Raw genomic sequence first — 16,879 nt, 5'->3', positions numbered from 1 at the left:
TACGCTGCCTTCCCTTGTTGGTTCGACCGTCGCCGTCCTGCGTCTTGAAATCTATTGGGTATCAAAAACCGGTATCGACATCGAACCATACGCCAAACAATACTTTAGCCAATCAGCAAGAAACTGATTAATTTGATGCTTTTCGTCACGTTGATGTAACTTCTTATTAGGATAATCATAACGTGCTTTGAAGCGAAAGATCTGCTGGCTGGCACACACTTCCGCAACCAACGCATCATGATACAACCTCAACGCTCATCATTGGCAGGCTCCAATAGCTGACAGTGGGCGCTGTCTGCTTAATTTCCACCAATGAGGTATAGCGCGTAGACTCAAGAATTGTCAGTTGATAGACCGCATTATTGACGTGATAAACCGCGATTTCACCGACTTCATCAATTTTTGGCAGCAAACGCCGCAATTGCATGAAGTTGGTTTCACATAGCCTCATCATGGCCGGGAAATCCGGAGTATAACGTTTCATAAATTCAATCCACCCACTCACGTTTCAGTTCTTCATGGTGCAACGCCAACCATTGCAAGGCAATGACAGACGCGGCGTTATCAACGATGCCTTCTTCAACCCATTGATAACTTTGTTTACGGCTCACCACATGTACGCGAATATCTTCATTCTCTTCCGCCAGACCGTGAATACCTTTCGCCGTACGCGTATCCACTTCGCCCACTATCACCGCCAGACGCTCGCTGGTACCGCCAGGGCTGGCAAGATAGTTGATTATCGGTCGACAACGGCCAACCCTTAATCCGGCTTCTTCCTCTGCTTCGCGCCGCGCCACCTCTTCGTGGCTTTCTCCTGGCTCAATCATGCCAGCCACCAGCTCAAACAGCCAGGGAGACGCGCTGGTGTCATAGGCAGCAATGCGAATCTGTTCGATTAATACCACTTCATCACGCACCGGATCGTAAGGCAGCAACACCACGGCATGGCCGCGTTCGAAGATCTCACGGCTGACCTCATCGCTCATGCCGCCATTAAACAGGCGATGACGGAAACGGTAACGCTCCAGCGAAAAAAAACCGTCGTACAGCGTTTCGCGTGCAATAATTTCTACATCATCTTTGGTGAAAGTAACCGGACCGGATGCGGAAGACGACATAACTGCACTCCTGTAACAAGTATTAATGGAATCCGGTATTGTATGGCGGAATCCGCTGTCATTATACTCATCATTGTTTTTGAACGTTTATTAGGCGTGACGTCGGCCAAGTGAGGGGGATTCTCACCCATCGCATCACTTTTCGGTGCCTTACTGAACAGAAAAACGCCGCACTGAATCATCCAACAGGTCAATTTACCTGACCCTGTGGGCATATTCCGCTGAAAGATGGCACGTTCAGCTACCTTATCCTATTGGCAGATTCTGATAGAATCGACAATTATTCGTCTACAGACAGCGCTACCATAGCGAGATTGCTGCACAACAAGGAATGCAAATGAAGAAATTGCTCCCTCTTCTTATTGGTCTGAGCCTGGGCGGTTTTAGCGCCATGAGTCAGGCGGAAAACCTGTTACAAGTCTACCAACAGGCAAAAAGCACCAACCCTGATTTACGCAGCTCTGCGGCAACCCGCGACGCCGCGTTTGAAAAAATTAATCAAGCGCGTAGCCCATTACTGCCTCAGCTCGGTTTAGGCGCTGACTATACCTATAACAAAGGCTACCGTGACAACAAAGACGTCAACAGCAACGTCAAGAGTGCCTCACTGCAATTGACTCAGACCTTGTTCGACATGTCCAAATGGCGTGCGCTGACGTTGCAGGAAAAACAAGCGGGCATTGAAGACGTCACCTATCAGACGGCTCAGCAAAACCTGATGCTGAACACGGCAACCGCCTATTTCAACGTCCTGCGTGCTATTGATTCGCTGTCTTATATCAATGCGCAGAAACAGGCGATTTATCGCCAGTTAGATCAGACGACACAGCGCTTCAACGTGGGTCTGGTCGCGATTACCGACGTCCAGAACGCCCGTTCACAGTACGACAGCGTGCTGGCAAATGAAGTGCTGGCTCGTAATACGCTGGATAACGCGCTGGAATCCCTGCGTCAGATTACCGGCAACTTCTACCCACAGCTGGCCGGTCTGAACATCGAGCGTTTCTCTACCCAGAAACCTGAAGCGGTTAACAACCTGCTGAAAGAAGCCGAAAACCGCAACCTGAACCTGTTGTCCGCACGTTTGAGCCAGGATTTGGCGCGTGAGCAGATTCGCTCAGCCGAAACAGGCTATATGCCGACGCTGGATCTCACCGCATCAACCGGCGTGACTGATACCCGTTATTCCGGCTCACGGACGAATAGCGGCAACTCGTTTAACGATTCAGACGCCGGGCAACACCGAGTAGGCATCAACTTCACCCTGCCGCTCTACAGCGGTGGCGCGACTAACTCTCAGGTGAAGCAGGCGCAGCACAGCTACGTCAGTTCCAGTGAACTGCTGGAAAGTGCACACCGTTCTGTTATCCAGACCGTGCGTTCATCGTTTAACAATATTTCTGCATCCATCAGCAGCATCAACGCTTACAAACAGGCTGAAGTGTCTGCACAAAGCTCTCTGGATGCGATGGAAGCAGGTTATCAGGTCGGCACGCGCACCATCGTTGACGTACTGAATGCTACCACCACGCTGTATAACGCCAAACAGCAGCTCTCTAGCGCTCGTTATGATTACCTGATCAATCAGTTAAACATAAAATCCGCACAGGGCACGCTGAGCGAAACCGATCTGCAAGCGCTGAATGCATCGCTGGGCCAACCGGTTTCAACCACGCCAGCTGTAACCGACAACACCGCTCCGCAGGCCACTACCGCCTCAGCGCAGCGTTAATCGGTAGCCGCGCTTACACGCATCAAATACAGGGGAACCACGGTTCCCCTTTTTTATATCCGCGCTTTTTCCACAAAATCACGCGATAGCACCAGAACACAGGAACCGCCTTCTTTCGCCATAAAGCGAAACGTTGCACAACAGAATGTATAGCAACGTAAAGACACCTCCCGTTACACCTATTGCCGCTTTAAATTCAAGCAGCGTTCCCCTATTCTTAGGCACACTTATTTGTTATTGGCCGTGATGCTTTGCTCTGGGATAAACACGATGAAACGTACAAAAAATATTAATCAGGAAACGTTCCGCAAGGAATGGCGGACGCACCGTCTGGCACCTGTTGCTTTGGCCGTCAGCGCCGTATTTTTCCTCGCGGGCTGCGAGCAAACGGATGAAACCGTCTCCCTCTACCAGAATGCGGATGATTGTTCGTCAGCTAACCCGTCAATGGCAGCTCAGTGCACCACTGCATACAATAATGCGTTAAAAGAAGCAGAAAAAACGGCACCGAAATACGCAACGAAAGAAGACTGCGTAGCGGAATTTGGCGAAGCGCAGTGTACTCAAACGCCTGCACCGGCACAGGCCGGTATGGCAGCAGAATCTCAGCAGGGCGGCGGTATGTCCTGGATGCCGTTGATGGCCGGCTACATGATGGGCCGAATGATGGGTGGCGGTGCCGGTTTCGCACAGCAGCCGCTGTTCAGTCCAAAAACGCCAGCCAGCCCGGCCAATGGCCAGTTCGTTGATGCCGCCGGTAAAAACTACGGCAACGCGACAACAGGCCGCACGATGACCGTGCCGAAAACTGCACTGGCACCGAAGCCTGCAACCACCTCAACCATCACGCGTGGTGGCTTTGGTGAAACCGTCGCGAAGCAAAACAGCATGCAGCGCAGCAGCGCCAGTTCAAGTTCCAGCTCTTCCCGTAGCATGGGCGGCTGAGGACGTATTAGATGAAGCGGATAGATATTACAGCGCGTCCTGACTGGCAGGAAAAAGCCACCGAATTTGGTTTTCGTTTCCACACCATGTATGGCGAACCCTACTGGAGCGAAGAGGCTTACTACCAGTTCACGCTTGCCCAGATCGAAGAGCTGGAAGAAGCCACAGCCGAGCTGCACCAGATGTGTCTGCAGGTGGTGGAAAAAGTTGTCAGTAGCGACGCGCTGCTTGCCAAATTCCGTATTCCCAAACACACCTGGGAATTCGTCAGATATTCATGGCGCACCAATCAGCCTTCGCTGTATTCACGCCTCGATCTGGCGTATGACGGCAAATCCCCAGCCAAGCTGCTGGAGAACAATGCGGATACGCCGACGTCGCTGTACGAAGCAGCCTTTTTCCAATGGCTCTGGCTGGAAGATCAAATCAACGCCGGAAACCTGCCGCAGAATTCTGACCAGTACAACAGCATTCAGGAAAAGCTAATCGAGCGCTTTGAAGAGCTAAAACTGAATCACGGCTTCGGCCTGCTGCACTTCGCCTGCTGTCAGGATACGGAAGAAGATCGCGGCACGGTGCAATACCTTCAGGATTGCGCGCTGGAAGCCGGTCTGCCGAGCGAGTTTCTGTACATTGAGGAAATTGGCCTCGGTGAGAAAGGCCAGTTTACCGACCCTGAAAATCAGGTAATTGGTAATCTGTTCAAGCTGTATCCGTGGGAGTTCATGCTGCGCGAGATGTTTTCCACCAAGCTGGAAGATGCGGGCGTCCGCTGGCTGGAACCGGCCTGGAAAAGCATTATTTCCAATAAAGCGCTGCTGCCGATGCTGTGGGAAATGTTCCCGAATCACCCTAACCTGCTTCCTGCCTATTTCGCGGAAGATGAACATCCCGCGTTGGACAGCTACGTCATTAAGCCGCTGTTTTCACGCGAAGGGGCGAACATCCAGATCGTCGAAAATGGCAAAGAGATTGCGTCAGCCGACGGCCCTTACGGCGAAGAAGGGATGATCGTCCAGCAGTACCACCAACTGCCGAAATTCGGCGACAGCTACACGCTGATTGGTAGCTGGCTGGTGAACGATCAACCTTGTGGTATCGGCGTACGTGAAGATCGCGCTCTGATCACTCAGGATCTCTCACGCTTCTATCCGCATACCATTCTGGATTAAGCATTGAATTGAAAGTAATAAGGCACGGTTTTCACCGTGCCTTATTCATTACTGAAGCAAACAGCAGATTTTATCCCACCTGCACCGACAGCATACTCAGCGATCCCATTTCAAGCCCATCGACCGGAATACTGATTGCCTCTTTGCCGTCCCAGCTTCCCAGCACATAGAGCAGCGGGAAATAGTGATCGGGCGTCGGGTTGGATAATGCGGCACCGTCATGCTGCATAAAATTAACCAGCGGATGGTCGTCGCCCTGATAAGTCAGGTTATCACGCACAAATTGATTGAATGAAACAGCCCACGGATACGGCTCCGCGTCGCCGTCCCATTTCACCATCCGCAGGTTATGCACGACGTTACCACTCGCCACAATCATGAAACCTTCATCACGCAGGGCTGCCAGCTTACGCCCTAATTCGTAGTGATACGCGGCAGGCTGCGTACCGTCCACGCTCAGTTGCACAACGGGAATATTCGCATCGGGATACATCTTGATCAGCACGCCCCAGGAGCCGTGATCCAAACCCCATTGGCTTTGATCGGCGGTAACGGGATACGGTGCCAGCACCTGCTGGATTCTCGCCGCCAATTCAGGTGAACCGGGTGCCGGATACTGGGTATCAAACAACGCCTGCGGGAAACCGCCAAAATCATGGATGGTGCGCGGGTTTTCCATCGCTGTCACGGCCGTACCACGGGTATACCAGTGGGCAGAAACCGCGATAATCGCCTTCGGACGCGGCAGCGTCTCACCCAGCGTTTGCCACGCCTGCGTATACACATTGTTTTCCAACACGTTCATCGGGCTACCGTGGCCGAGGAACAGTGCAGGCATCCGGGAAGTGTTACTCATAGTCATATCCTCTGAAAGATGTCAGCGAGCGTGCAGCCGCACGCGATGGCCTTACTTTACGCGCTTTATGAAACAGAAAAAGTCAGAGTTATGTGATGGAGAACATCAATTAATTTGAAAGGTATGACATACATGGCAGGATGAAGGAAAAGGCTTCCCGCCGAAGCGGAGGTTTCATAATGAAGGACGTTGGCCATTAAGCCGCATTCTTTCATAAAAAGCAAAACCCCGCCGAAGCGGGGTTTTATGATGAAGGGAGTTGACCGTTAAGCCGGGTTCTGTCGTGGACAGTCATTCATCTAGGCCAGCAATCACTCACTGGCTCAAGCAGCCTACCCGGGTTCAGTACGGGCCGTACCATGTGAACCCCTATTTGGCCTTGCTCCGGGTGGAGTTTACCGTGCCACGAACTGTTGCCAGTCGCGCGGTGCGCTCTTACCGCACCCTTTCACCCTTACCTGATCCCACTTGCGTGGGCCATCGGCGGTTTGCTCTCTGTTGCACTAGTCGTAGGCTTGCGCCTCCCAGGCGTTACCTGGCACCCTGCCCTATGGAGCCCGGACTTTCCTCCCCTCCACCTGTCTCCCCCGAAAGGGACGGCAGTGAAGCGGCGACTGTCTGGTCAACTCCGGCGCGGATGATAGGGCAAATTGCCCTACTTGTCATCCCCCGATTCACCGCTATCACCTTCTTGCTCCAGCCCATAGCGGTAAAGCGCATTTTTCTTCACGCCGTGAATCTCTGCCGCCAGCGCCGCCGCTTTCTTCAGCGGTAGCTCGGCACGCAATAGCGTCAGCGTACGCAGCGCTTCCGCCGACAGCGCGCTGTCATCAATCTGATGCCCTTCCACAATCAGCACCATTTCCCCTTTGCGCCGATTCTCATCTTCTTTCACCCAGGCCAGTAATTCGCCCACCGGTGCGCCGTGAATCGACTCCCAGGTTTTGGTGATTTCGCGTGCCAGCACCACGTAGCGCTCGGCTCCCAGCACCTCGCTGATATCCTGCAGGCTATCCAAGAGACGATGTGTGGATTCGTAGAAAATCAGCGTGCGAGTCTCTTCTCCTAGCTCACGCAGCTTATCCTTGCGTCCTTTGGTTTTGGCGGGCAGAAAACCTTCATAGCAAAAACGGTCAGACGCCAGACCGGACGCGGAGAGCGCCGTTATCGCCGCGCACGCGCCCGGCAGCGGCACCACGCGAACGCCTGCTTCACGGCAGCGTCGAACCAAATGGTAACCGGGGTCGTTAATCAGCGGCGTGCCCGCATCTGAAACCAGCGCGATGCTTTGTCCTGACTGTAATTTAGCCAGCAACACGTCCGCTTTTTGTTGTTCGTTATGATCGTGTAATGCGAACAGTCGCGCATTAATCGCAAAATGTTGTAACAGCAGACCGGTATGGCGGGTATCCTCTGCGGCGATCAGATCAACGCTCGCCAATACCGCCAGCGCACGCTGCGTGATGTCGCCCAGATTGCCGATTGGCGTGGGGACAATGTAGAGGGTAGATGCAGAAATGTCTGCTTGTTGGTCTTGATTCATTGTTTCATCCGGGTTGCCGATTTAATATTGAGCATCTTTAAAAAAAATCACTGGATACAGTATGCTTCCCTTTCATTTCGTCCGTACCCAGGCAGGGCGTGTTATCCCTGTTTTGTTAGCGGCACTGTTTCTCGCAGGCTGTCCAAGTCATGCACCGCAGAGCCCACCACCCGAGGTTCAGGGCAAAGCTGACGCATCATCCGATTATTATCTGCAACAGATGCAGCAAAGTAACGATAATAACAAGGCTGACTGGCAATTACTTGCTATTCGTTCCCTGTTACAGGAAGGGAAAGCCCCTCAGGCAAGCCAGCAGTTCAATGCGCTGCCAGAAAAATTGAGCGCAGCGCAAAAGCAAGAACAGCAGCTACTCAGTGCGGAACTGTCCGTTGCCCAAAACAATATGGATGCGGCTAAAGCAGCGCTGAGCCAGCTTGATGTGGGTGCGCTTTCCGATGAGCAAAAGCAGCGTTACTACCAGACGCAAATCAAAACAGCACAAGGTCGTCCTTCCATTGAGCTGCTGCGGGCCTATATCGCTCAAGAGCCGCTGCTGAAAGGCGACGAGCATCAGATGAATCTCGATCAGACCTGGCTGGCGTTGACGCAAATGTCACCGCAGGAGTCGAACTCGCTGCTGATTAATGCGAATGAAAATGTGCTGCAAGGCTGGGTCGACCTGCTGAATAACTATCAGGACAACCGGACTTCTCCCGATCAGTTAAAGAGCGCGATTCAGGATTGGCAAACCCGCTATCCGCACCACCCTGCTGCAAAAACGCTGCCTACGCAGTTGAATCAGGTCATTAACTACCAGCAGTCATCGGTGAACAGCATCGCATTGCTGTTGCCACTCAATGGTCAGGCGCAGGTTTTCGCCAATGCCATCCAGCAAGGCTTTAACGCGGCCAAGAACGGTCAGATAGCCACCGCAGTCGTATCTGCCCCGGCCGCACCGTCAGCGGATGCCACGCAAGCCGAACAGGTCACCCCATCGCCAGAAGGTCAGAATGCCCCATCGCCTGCGCCGTACAGCGATCAGGCGGTAGCCTCCCCGACGCCTGCACCGGAAGCACAGGCGACAAGCGCTGGGCTGTCCAGTTCGCTCCCGGTCAAAGTGTATGATACGTCTTCACAGCCGCTGGCGAATATTCTCACACAGGCACAGCAAGATGGCGCTTCGCTGGTCATCGGCCCGCTGCTGAAAAATGAAGTGGATCAGTTGGCGAACAGTCAGTCACCGCTGAATATTTTGGCGTTGAACCAGCCAGAACATGTCGAAAATAGCCCTAACATCTGCTACTTCGCCCTCTCTCCAGAAGATGAAGCCCGAGACGCGGCAAAATTTATCCATCAGCAGGGTAAACAGCAGCCGCTGGTGCTAGCCCCTCGCGGTGCTCTGGGCGACCGTATCATTAACGCATTCGCTCAGGCCTGGAACCAGCAAAGCGGCACCAGCGCTCTGCAACAGCGCTTCGGCAACACGGCGGAGTTAAAACAGGCCATTAATAGCGGCGCGGGCTTAAGCCTGAGCGGTCAGCCTGTTAACGTGTCGCAGCAGCAAGCACAGCCAGGCACCACCATCGGCGGCTTAACCATCCCATCACAGGTTCAACCGACGACCAGTTCGTCTGTCAGCGGTAATATCGATGCGGTCTATATCATCGCAACGCCAGACGAGCTGGCGCTGATTAAGCCGATGATTGATATGCGCACCACCTCACGCGCACGTCCGGCGCTCTACGCCAGCTCACGTAGCTTCCAGGCTGGATTGGGCCCTGACTTCCGCCTCGAAATGGAAGGCTTACAGTTCAGCGATATTCCGTTGTTAGCCGGTGCGAACCCAGCGCTGATGCAGCAAGTCAGCAGCCAGTTTAAAAACGATTACTCGTTAGTCCGCTTATATGCCATGGGGATGGATGCCTGGACGCTCGCCAGCCACTTTGGTGAAATGCGCCAGATTCCGGGCCACCAGATTCCTGGGGCAACAGGAATGCTGAGTTCAGGGCCGGATTGCACCATCAATCGGCAGCTAACCTGGCAGCAATATCGTCAGGGCCAGCTGGTACCCGTTCTCTGAATCAGCGAGCGGCTGGTGCAGTTTACGAACAACAGGCCCGACGTTATCTTGAACGCGCAGGCCTGACCTTCACCGCGGCGAATGTTACGCTACGCGGCGGTGAACTGGATTTGATCATGCGAGATCGCCATATTTGGGTGTTTGTCGAAGTGCGCTATCGGCGCAACGCCCATTTTGGTGATGCCGCAGCCAGCGTCACCCGACGCAAACAGCAGCGGTTGTTGCATGCCGCCGCCGTGTGGTTGGCACAGCGAGGTGCCAGCTTTGACACGGTGGATTGCCGTTTTGACGTGCTGGCAATTACAGGCGAACAGTTCGACTGGCTCCCTAACGCCTTTGCCGCACAGGGATAACATTTTTACCATTCAGAGATATCTTATCCTTAATGGACTTCAATTTACGTAGGTTAATTCAACGTGCTGGATAGAATAAAAGTTTGTTTTACCGAGAGTATTCAAACGCAGATTGCAGCGGCAGAAGCCTTGCCGGACGCTATTTCCCGCGGCGCGATTGCGATGGTGCAATCTCTGCTAAACGGCAACAAAATTCTGTGCTGCGGTAACGGAACATCAGCAGCCAATTCGCAGCATTTTGCCGCCAGCATGATTAACCGTTTTGAAGCAGAGCGCCCCAGCTTACCGGCTATCGCACTTAATGCAGATAATGTGGTCTTAACTGCGATAGCCAATGACCGCTTGCATGAAGAGGTCTATGCCAAACAAGTCAGAGCGTTAGGTCAGGCTGGCGATGTGCTATTGGCCATTTCAACCCGTGGCAACAGCCGCGATATTGTTAAAGCCGTAGAGTCTGCCGTTACCCGCGACATGACGATTGTCGCCCTGACCGGCTACGATGGCGGAGAACTGGCCGGGTTGCTCGGGCCGCAGGATGTGGAAATTCGCATCCCGTCACACCGCAGCGCCCGTATTCAGGAAATGCACATGCTGACAGTCAATTGCCTGTGCGATTTAATTGATAACACACTTTTTCCACACCAGAACGATTGAAGGAGCACTACATGAGGATAAGTTCTGCATTTGCCGTGCTGTCTATCGCCCTGCTGCTACAAGGCTGTGTCGGGGTTGTTGCTGTTGGCAGTGCCGTGGCAACCAAAACGGCCACAGACCCGCGTACCGTAGGCACGCAGGTTGACGATGGCACACTGGAAGTCCGCGTGACGAATGCAATCAGCAAAGACGAGCAGTTGAAAAAAGAGGCTCGTATCATTGCAACAGCTTATCAGGGGAAAGTATTGTTAACAGGGCAAGCACCGAGCACAGAAATGGCAAGCCGAGCTAAGCAAATCGCCCTCGGCGTGGAAGGCGCAGCCGAAGTCTACAATGAGATACGCCAAGGTACGCCGGTTTCAATGGGAACCGCCTCCATGGATACCTGGATCACCACCAAAGTGCGCTCACAGATCCTGGCAAGCGACACAGTTAAATCCTCTAACGTCAAAGTCACAACGGAAAATGGCGAAGTCTTCCTGTTAGGTCTGGTGACACAGCGTGAAGGCACCTCCGCCGCAGAGATCGCCAGTAAAGTTGGCGGCGTGAAACACGTCACGACGGCCTTCACCTACCTGCAATAACGTTTTGATTTCTTTAATACGTTTGTCTTTTTAAAAACAAAAACCGCTGATGAAGACATCAGCGGTTTTTTTATCTCTGCGCTTTTTATCCCACTTCAGAGACGCATATCTTTGCCCGATGAGATCGGGGCTCAAGAAAATTATGGCGTCACAGGGTTAAGCAACCAGAGTGCACGGCGGGTTTCAACGCTGATGTGGCTCGGTTCTTTATCACGCGCACCAGCCTCACCGGTGAGCAATTCCGCAAAGCCTGCTTGCCTGATTTGCGTCTGGTAACGCGACGTTTTCAAACCACGATCCGCCTGCAATAACAGCGGGATAAGACGGCTGCTTTGCCTGTCCATCGTTTTGCGCGGCCACGCCTTGTTTTCATCCAGATACGGTGCCATGAAATCCAACGCCTTTATCATACTGCTTCCCTTCGGCGTGTGGTACTGCCAGATATTCTCGCCAACGCGGGAAGCCAGCATCGCCATATCCGTTATCGCCTGAAGGTTGAAGTAGCTGTAATGGAAAGAACGGGTACGTGCCAACTCTTCCGGCTGAGCCCCATCCGCTTGCAGTTGGTGATCCAATTTTTCCCGCTGTAACTGCGCCATGGATTTCACCACGTCGATTTTCCCCAGATACCAGGCGATCCCCGCAACCTGTACGGTATACCAGCTACCGTGATTGTTCTGGGCCGTTGCCTCTTTTTTCCCCAGTTTGCTGGTTTGCAGCCAGTGCAGATAATCACTCATCCATTTCTGCATCTGCTGTTCATCCTGAGCTGTCCAGCCCGGAGCCTGACGCAGCATGATTAGCGAATCGACGATGCGGGTCGAAAAATAGCGCCCGTCCAGCACGCCCGAGCCTCTGCCCGGCGCGATGCCCGGCACACCTTGCGCGAAGTCGAGATTAGGGTTCATGCGCGTAGCGGGGTCGATAAACCAGGTACGGATCATCGACATGGCCTTATCGGCATAAGCCTGTTTGCCAGAGAAATACCATGCCAGCGTCAACGCCTGCGTTTGGGCAGTAAATTTTGCCAGTCTTACCCCATCGGTCTCCTCATCCTTGCTGGCAGGGTTTACCTGCCCATCACGACGAATCCAAGGCAAACCATCAGCTTTGTCGGGATCGGGCCACCAGTAGGCGCTGAGGCTCAAATAATCATGCTTTGAACCACTGGGTGGCGTGGATTTCTTTTCCGTCACGCTGGGATTATTTATTTTCAGCGCGCGGTCGGCTTCCGAAATAAGCTGCTCGTACGCCATTCGCGCCTGCGGCTTTTCCGTTTTCTGCTGTAGCTGCTGTTTTACCGAAGATAACTGAGCCTGCTGCAAGAAGGCGTAGGGATTATCGGGGGATGACGCTTTAGGCTCCGCATCCGCACGGGCAACAGAAGCCACACAACACAATGCAACCAGTAAACCTGACCAATAACGTAACCGCATACTTTCTCCTGATGTCGAAAACACGACCGTTAACGCAAAAATTTCTCGGTATAGTAAACGAACAAGGCGACTTAATTCAGATTGTTACCTCACAACAGATCGTTATCTCGCAAAAACTCGTCGCCGCCCATCTGCCTCATCTGGCGCAAAATCCACTGCTGACGTTGAATAACATAGCCGGAGGGCGCATTCGCACGAAAGCGAATGGGGTTCGGCAGCACCGCCGCCAGTAAGGCAGATTCACTTGCCGTCAGCCTGCTGGCAGGCTTGTTGAAATAACGTCTGGCGGCCGCTTCCACGCCAAAAATTCCGGGGCCAAATTCGGCGATATTCAGATACACGGTCAGAATCCGCCGTTTCGTCCAGACCAGCTCAACTCCGGTGGTAATACCCGCCTCAAGCCCCTTGCGCACCCAGCTACGTCCATCCCACAGAAACAGGTTCTTCACCATCTGCTGCGACAGCGTAGAGGCACCGCGAATCCGCTGCGTGTTGCGCTCGTTGTGCTTCAGTGCCTGGCCAATCGCATCCAGATCGAAACCCCAATGCTGAGGGAATTTTTGGTCTTCCGCCGCGATCACCGCCAGCGCCATTTCCGGTGCAATTGCCTCCATTGCCACCCAGTCAGAATGGGCAACGTAGGAGAACTCGCCTTTCAGCCATGCGCTGATCTGCCTGTCGGCCATCACCGCAGAGAACGGCACGGGCAGGAAGGAAAACAGCAGGATGCCAGCCAGCCACGCACCGATGACAACCAACAGACTCCGAACAATCAGGCGCTTCAGCCACGTGAATAAGCCTCCACGCCCTCGGTTCCACCTCATTCGGTGAGATCCAATACGCGTGCCACAAGCTTATCAATGCCTTGTGCCGCTTCGCTGATGGAGTTAGCCAGCATATAGGCCGGTGTGGTCACGATTTTATGCTCTTCATCAACCACGATATCATCGACCGGACAAACCACGTGGATACCACCCATCTCGTCGACGGCCTCAGCGGTATCAATATCGTTACCAATGGTTACGCGAACAGGTACACCCAAAATCGTTGGCAGCAGCGCCGGCGAGATGCAAATAAAACCAATTGGTTTATTTTGCTTATAAATTTCCTGTGTGAGCAATTGCAGCGTTTCGTCAATCTGACACGCCGTTCCCTGCGTCGCGAAGTCACTTAAATTTTTCGCAGCGCCAAAACCACCCGGCACAATCAGCGCATCTAAATCTTGTGCATTTGCCGCAGAAAGCGGCTGGATTTTTCCTCTGGCGATCCGTGCTGATTCTGCTAAAACGTTGCGATTCTCACCAGTTACGTCACCTGTCAGGTGATTAACCACCTGTAATTGTGGTTTATCTGGCGCAAAGCAAACTGCTTGCGCGCCCGCGCGATCCAGCGCAAGTAACGTCAACACGGCTTCATGAATCTCGGAACCGTCATAAACACCACAGCCACTAAGGACAATGCCGACTCGTTTCATCATCTTTTCCTTCATTTCATTACATCAACTAATTGATTTTTTAATTGACAAACACTAATCTACATCACACATTTTAATGATTCTTGTAACAAAGATTTCTACATTTGCTATTTTGTTGCTTGATGAAGATGTACAGTAGCTAGGTTTTAGTCGCTGTTGTAATTTGTAGTCGTTAAGAACATAGTTAAGACACGAATATCCGCACTTGCGAGTTTACAAACCCTGAGATCTAAATGCAGGTGCATGTTTTCCCTGGTGTTGGCGCATAATTCGCGCACCCCGACTTCGGTCGGGGTCATTTTTTTCTACCGTATGAAAACGTGCAAAGCCCTCGCATCCCCATCCCCCTAGAATCGTAAACATCACTCAATCTGCCGCCGTTGGCACTTTTTGCATGATATCGTGCAAGACGAAAAAATTTTCTAGCCGTTTTGCTCGCCACGTCCCTGTGGCCGCAACAGACCGTATCAGGATTCTTTTTCGGCTTTTGCTACCCAATCACGCAGTACCTGAACGTCATGACGCCAGTCGTGCTTAAGCTCATCAACCCATTCCTGCACGTTATCCCACCATGCCGGTAGCGATGAGGTCTGAATTTGCTGGGCGACTTGCTGTAGATGCCGTAGCCCGACGGAACCTGCCGCCCCTTTGATTTTGTGTCCTTCTTCCGTAATGCCTTTCTGGTCGCGTGCTGTCATGTTGGAATCCAGAATCGCCAGATAGCCCGGCATCATCTGTTCGAACATCTCCAGACTCTGGTGGATCAATTTCGGCCCCACCAAATCCAAATACTGTTCCAGCATCGGGATATCCAGTAGGTCTTCTTCTGCGTTTGCCATTTCATCCTCCTCCTCAATCACCGGTTCTTCCGTCCACACCGAGTGCGTATCCCAGAATTGTTTGATGACGGCGGTCAGCGCAGGTACCGAGAGCGGTTTGCTCAGCACGTCGTCCATTCCCGCATCCAGATATTCGCGTTTATCTTTCAGCACGTTCGCCGTCAGCGCTACCAGCGGCGGCATACTACGTTTGCCATAGCGTGAACGCAGCTGACGCGCCACGTCCAGCCCGGTCATATCCGGCAGTTGAATATCGAGCAGTACCAGATCGAACTCATCGGGATCGAACATGTCCAGCGCTTCCTGCCCGGTCATGGCGACATCCACGCTATTACCCAGTTTTTCCAGTACCGAACGCGCGACAACTACGTTGAGCTCGATATCTTCCACCAGCAGAACATGCAGCGCCGGTAGCGGTAAATCATCGTCGTCATCCAGACCGCTTCCCGCTTCATCGACGCTCGGGGCCGTCACCGTCAGGGTGAAGCAGGATCCCTTGCCTTGTGTGCTGGAAACCTGGATATCGCCCCCCATGTTCTGTGCCAGACGCTTCGACACCGCCAGACCGATTCCCGTGCCCGTTGCGGGTTTCCCGCCGTGCTGGTCTTTGACCTGATAATACATGGCGAAGATTTTTTCCAACTCATCCGCCGGAATACCCATCCCGGAATCTTCCACCTCAAAGCGCAGGCGATCGCCTTTCTCATGCCAGACGCGCACCACAATTTCGCCCTTCTTGCCGTTCTCACCCTTCGGAGTGAATTTCACCGCGTTGCTGAGCAGGTTCCACAGGATCTGCCGCAGGCGCGTTCCGTCAGTAATGACTTTCTGCGGCAGAGGCTGATGCTGGTCCATAATCAGCTTCAGACCTTTCGGTTCTGCCAGCAGGCCACCGAGGTTTTCCAGATCCACCAGAAAACCGGTGAAATCAATCGGCTGGTTATCGAGTTGCACCTTGCGGCGCTCCTGTTTGTCCATCTCAATCACGTCGTTAAAGATATTGCCCAGCGTAATCGCGCTGACGTGGATGGTTTTCAGGTATTTTTGCTGTTCAGGGTCAAGTTGCGTATCCAGCAGGATGCGACTTAACCCGACAATGCCATTAAGCGGCGTACGAAGCTCGTGGCTGATTGTTGAGATAAAAGTGGTCTTCTCCCTACTGGCGTTCTCTAACGCGTCCTGGTAACGCTTACGCTCCGTTATATCGCGTCCAAATCCCATCAGCCCGTGACGTTTGCCCATCCGGTCATAAAACGGCACCTTGCGCAGCTCAAAACAGGCTTTACGGCCATCGGGATACACCAGCCATTGCTCGTAGGTCAGAGAAACGTTGTGGCGGAATACTTTTTCGTCCGTTTCCATCACTTTCTCGGCAATATCGGGGGCGTAAACATCCTGCGGCGTCAGACCAATGAGCTGCTTCTGGCTTTTGCCCACCAGCAGTTCCATCGCACGGTTGCAGCCGGAGAATTCTTTATCTTCGTTACGGTAGTAAACCAAATCCGGCGAGGCATCGAGGAACGAACGCAGCAGCGCAGATTGCTGCTCCAGCTCAATCTGCGCCTGTTCACGGCGGGACATCTCTTCTTTGAGCCGGCTCATCACCAGCACGCGCGCATCTTCCGCTTTGATACGGTCAGCGATTTCCTGATTGAGCTGTGCAATATTCTCCTGAAGCTGCGCATTCAGCTCCAGATCCCGATGGCGCATTTCTTCCAGCTTCGCCACCAGCTTCGCCAGTCGCTGGCGAGACTCTTCAAGCTGTTCCACCACCACGGAGAGAAAATAAACGGCCCAGGGCGTAATCAACAGCCCGAAGAAAATGGAGCGGACGACGTCGATATTTTCGACTTCCCCGCTGAGCAACAGGGTGACCGCCATTTGCACCACCATCGCTAGCAGCACCAATACCGAGGCCAGCAGCAGTGAAAAACGGACAAGCCCCAGTTTTACCATCAAATCAACATAGTACTGCGCCAACAGACGAATTTGCTTCATAGCGATTTTCCTTAGTCACCCACCCGCGCATCATAACGTAAAACGACGGCTTATACGGTGCTGCCGCACAGATTCACGGCACAGCATCAGCC

The 16,879-nt window shown here is 53.0% G+C and carries 14 protein-coding genes, 1 other RNA gene and 1 pseudogene; 7 read left to right on the top strand and 9 right to left on the bottom strand.

Translation table 11 applies throughout. The features are described 5' to 3' along the window. Positions 1 to 51 precede the first annotated feature (51 nt). Both HP572_RS22045 and nudF read right to left on the bottom strand, forming a co-directional pair. Positions 52 to 484, bottom strand: a pseudogene (locus HP572_RS22045) (DUF1249 family protein). A gap of 4 nt (positions 485 to 488) precedes the next feature. Continuing rightward, positions 489 to 1,121, bottom strand: a complete 633-nt coding sequence (nudF, locus tag HP572_RS22040; protein ID WP_039282778.1) for an ADP-ribose diphosphatase — start codon at positions 1,119 to 1,121, stop codon at positions 489 to 491. A gap of 337 nt (positions 1,122 to 1,458) precedes the next feature. Between nudF and tolC the strand changes: the two genes are divergently transcribed. The 3 genes from tolC (at position 1,459) to HP572_RS22025 (ending at position 4,970) form a co-directional block, all read left to right on the top strand. Next, entirely contained in the window at positions 1,459 to 2,853 is a 1,395-nt protein-coding gene (gene tolC, locus HP572_RS22035) for an outer membrane channel protein TolC (RefSeq protein ID WP_240584330.1), read from the top strand. A gap of 270 nt (positions 2,854 to 3,123) precedes the next feature. Continuing rightward, positions 3,124 to 3,798 carry a DUF1190 family protein gene (locus HP572_RS22030; protein ID WP_010280216.1) on the top strand — a complete coding sequence of 225 codons (675 nt, stop codon included), beginning with the start codon at positions 3,124 to 3,126 and terminating at the stop codon, positions 3,796 to 3,798. Between the two features lie 11 nt (positions 3,799 to 3,809). Beyond that, entirely contained in the window at positions 3,810 to 4,970 is a 1,161-nt protein-coding gene (locus HP572_RS22025; protein WP_240584329.1) for a glutathionylspermidine synthase family protein, read from the top strand. A 70-nt stretch (positions 4,971 to 5,040) separates the two neighbouring features. On the opposite strand, the gene ygiD is transcribed toward HP572_RS22025, so the two are convergent. From ygiD to rsmI, 3 genes are all read right to left on the bottom strand, one after another. Next, the gene (ygiD, locus tag HP572_RS22020; protein ID WP_240584328.1) at positions 5,041 to 5,826 is read right to left on the bottom strand and encodes a 4,5-DOPA dioxygenase extradiol; all 786 of its coding nucleotides are present in this window, start codon (positions 5,824 to 5,826) and stop codon (positions 5,041 to 5,043) included. Positions 5,827 to 6,077: 251 nt separating this feature from the next. Then, positions 6,078 to 6,456, bottom strand: an RNA gene (gene rnpB / locus HP572_RS22015) — RNase P RNA component class A. A gap of 25 nt (positions 6,457 to 6,481) precedes the next feature. After that, the gene (rsmI, locus tag HP572_RS22010) at positions 6,482 to 7,369 is read right to left on the bottom strand and encodes a 16S rRNA (cytidine(1402)-2'-O)-methyltransferase (protein ID WP_039510034.1); all 888 of its coding nucleotides are present in this window, start codon (positions 7,367 to 7,369) and stop codon (positions 6,482 to 6,484) included. Positions 7,370 to 7,430: 61 nt separating this feature from the next. Between rsmI and HP572_RS22005 the strand changes: the two genes are divergently transcribed. From HP572_RS22005 to dolP, 4 genes are all read left to right on the top strand, one after another. Beyond that, on the top strand, positions 7,431 to 9,449 hold the full coding sequence (locus HP572_RS22005) for a penicillin-binding protein activator (RefSeq protein WP_240584327.1): 2,019 nt from the start codon (positions 7,431 to 7,433) through the stop codon (positions 9,447 to 9,449). Next, positions 9,446 to 9,802 carry a YraN family protein gene (locus HP572_RS22000; protein ID WP_039279491.1) on the top strand — a complete coding sequence of 119 codons (357 nt, stop codon included), beginning with the start codon at positions 9,446 to 9,448 and terminating at the stop codon, positions 9,800 to 9,802. The genes HP572_RS22005 and HP572_RS22000 overlap by 4 nt, the downstream gene beginning before the upstream one ends. 63 nt (positions 9,803 to 9,865) lie before the next feature. After that, positions 9,866 to 10,456 (top strand): DnaA initiator-associating protein DiaA, encoded by a 591-nt coding sequence (gene diaA / locus HP572_RS21995; RefSeq protein ID WP_005975525.1) that lies wholly within the window; start codon positions 9,866 to 9,868, stop codon positions 10,454 to 10,456. 11 nt (positions 10,457 to 10,467) lie between these two features. Beyond that, entirely contained in the window at positions 10,468 to 11,040 is a 573-nt protein-coding gene (dolP, locus tag HP572_RS21990) for a division/outer membrane stress-associated lipid-binding lipoprotein (protein WP_120358112.1), read from the top strand. Between the two features lie 140 nt (positions 11,041 to 11,180). Here the strand turns inward: dolP and HP572_RS21985 are convergent, their stop codons facing one another. From HP572_RS21985 to arcB, 4 genes are all read right to left on the bottom strand, one after another. Continuing rightward, a complete protein-coding gene (locus tag HP572_RS21985) occupies positions 11,181 to 12,476 on the bottom strand; it encodes an alginate lyase family protein (RefSeq protein WP_240584326.1) in 1,296 nt (431 codons plus the stop codon). A gap of 89 nt (positions 12,477 to 12,565) precedes the next feature. Next, complete coding sequence (gene mtgA, locus HP572_RS21980) at positions 12,566 to 13,300, bottom strand: monofunctional biosynthetic peptidoglycan transglycosylase (protein WP_240584325.1); 735 nt, start codon at positions 13,298 to 13,300, stop codon at positions 12,566 to 12,568. After that, complete coding sequence (gene elbB, locus HP572_RS21975) at positions 13,297 to 13,950, bottom strand: isoprenoid biosynthesis glyoxalase ElbB (RefSeq protein ID WP_010280199.1); 654 nt, start codon at positions 13,948 to 13,950, stop codon at positions 13,297 to 13,299. Before elbB ends, mtgA begins: the two co-directional genes overlap by 4 nt. 467 nt (positions 13,951 to 14,417) lie before the next feature. Further along, positions 14,418 to 16,787 carry an aerobic respiration two-component sensor histidine kinase ArcB gene (arcB, locus tag HP572_RS21970; RefSeq protein WP_205554153.1) on the bottom strand — a complete coding sequence of 790 codons (2,370 nt, stop codon included), beginning with the start codon at positions 16,785 to 16,787 and terminating at the stop codon, positions 14,418 to 14,420. Positions 16,788 to 16,879 lie beyond the last annotated feature (92 nt).

Source organism: Pectobacterium sp. PL64, assembly GCF_022477975.1.
Classification (GTDB): domain Bacteria; phylum Pseudomonadota; class Gammaproteobacteria; order Enterobacterales; family Enterobacteriaceae; genus Pectobacterium; species Pectobacterium jejuense.
This window is presented reverse-complemented; position numbering and strand designations above follow the sequence as displayed.

Coding starts and splice junctions, on each gene's coding strand:
- dolP (WP_120358112.1), top strand. CDS start 10,468: ATGAGGATAAGTTCTGCATTTGCCGTGCTGTCTATCGCCCTGCTGCTA.
- nudF (WP_039282778.1), bottom strand. CDS start 1,121: ATGTCGTCTTCCGCATCCGGTCCGGTTACTTTCACCAAAGATGATGTA.
- HP572_RS22030 (WP_010280216.1), top strand. CDS start 3,124: ATGAAACGTACAAAAAATATTAATCAGGAAACGTTCCGCAAGGAATGG.
- arcB (WP_205554153.1), bottom strand. CDS start 16,787: ATGAAGCAAATTCGTCTGTTGGCGCAGTACTATGTTGATTTGATGGTA.
- tolC (WP_240584330.1), top strand. CDS start 1,459: ATGAAGAAATTGCTCCCTCTTCTTATTGGTCTGAGCCTGGGCGGTTTT.
- HP572_RS22005 (WP_240584327.1), top strand. CDS start 7,431: ATGCTTCCCTTTCATTTCGTCCGTACCCAGGCAGGGCGTGTTATCCCT.
- rsmI (WP_039510034.1), bottom strand. CDS start 7,369: ATGAATCAAGACCAACAAGCAGACATTTCTGCATCTACCCTCTACATT.
- HP572_RS22025 (WP_240584329.1), top strand. CDS start 3,810: ATGAAGCGGATAGATATTACAGCGCGTCCTGACTGGCAGGAAAAAGCC.
- elbB (WP_010280199.1), bottom strand. CDS start 13,950: ATGAAACGAGTCGGCATTGTCCTTAGTGGCTGTGGTGTTTATGACGGT.
- mtgA (WP_240584325.1), bottom strand. CDS start 13,300: ATGAGGTGGAACCGAGGGCGTGGAGGCTTATTCACGTGGCTGAAGCGC.
- ygiD (WP_240584328.1), bottom strand. CDS start 5,826: ATGAGTAACACTTCCCGGATGCCTGCACTGTTCCTCGGCCACGGTAGC.
- HP572_RS21985 (WP_240584326.1), bottom strand. CDS start 12,476: ATGCGGTTACGTTATTGGTCAGGTTTACTGGTTGCATTGTGTTGTGTG.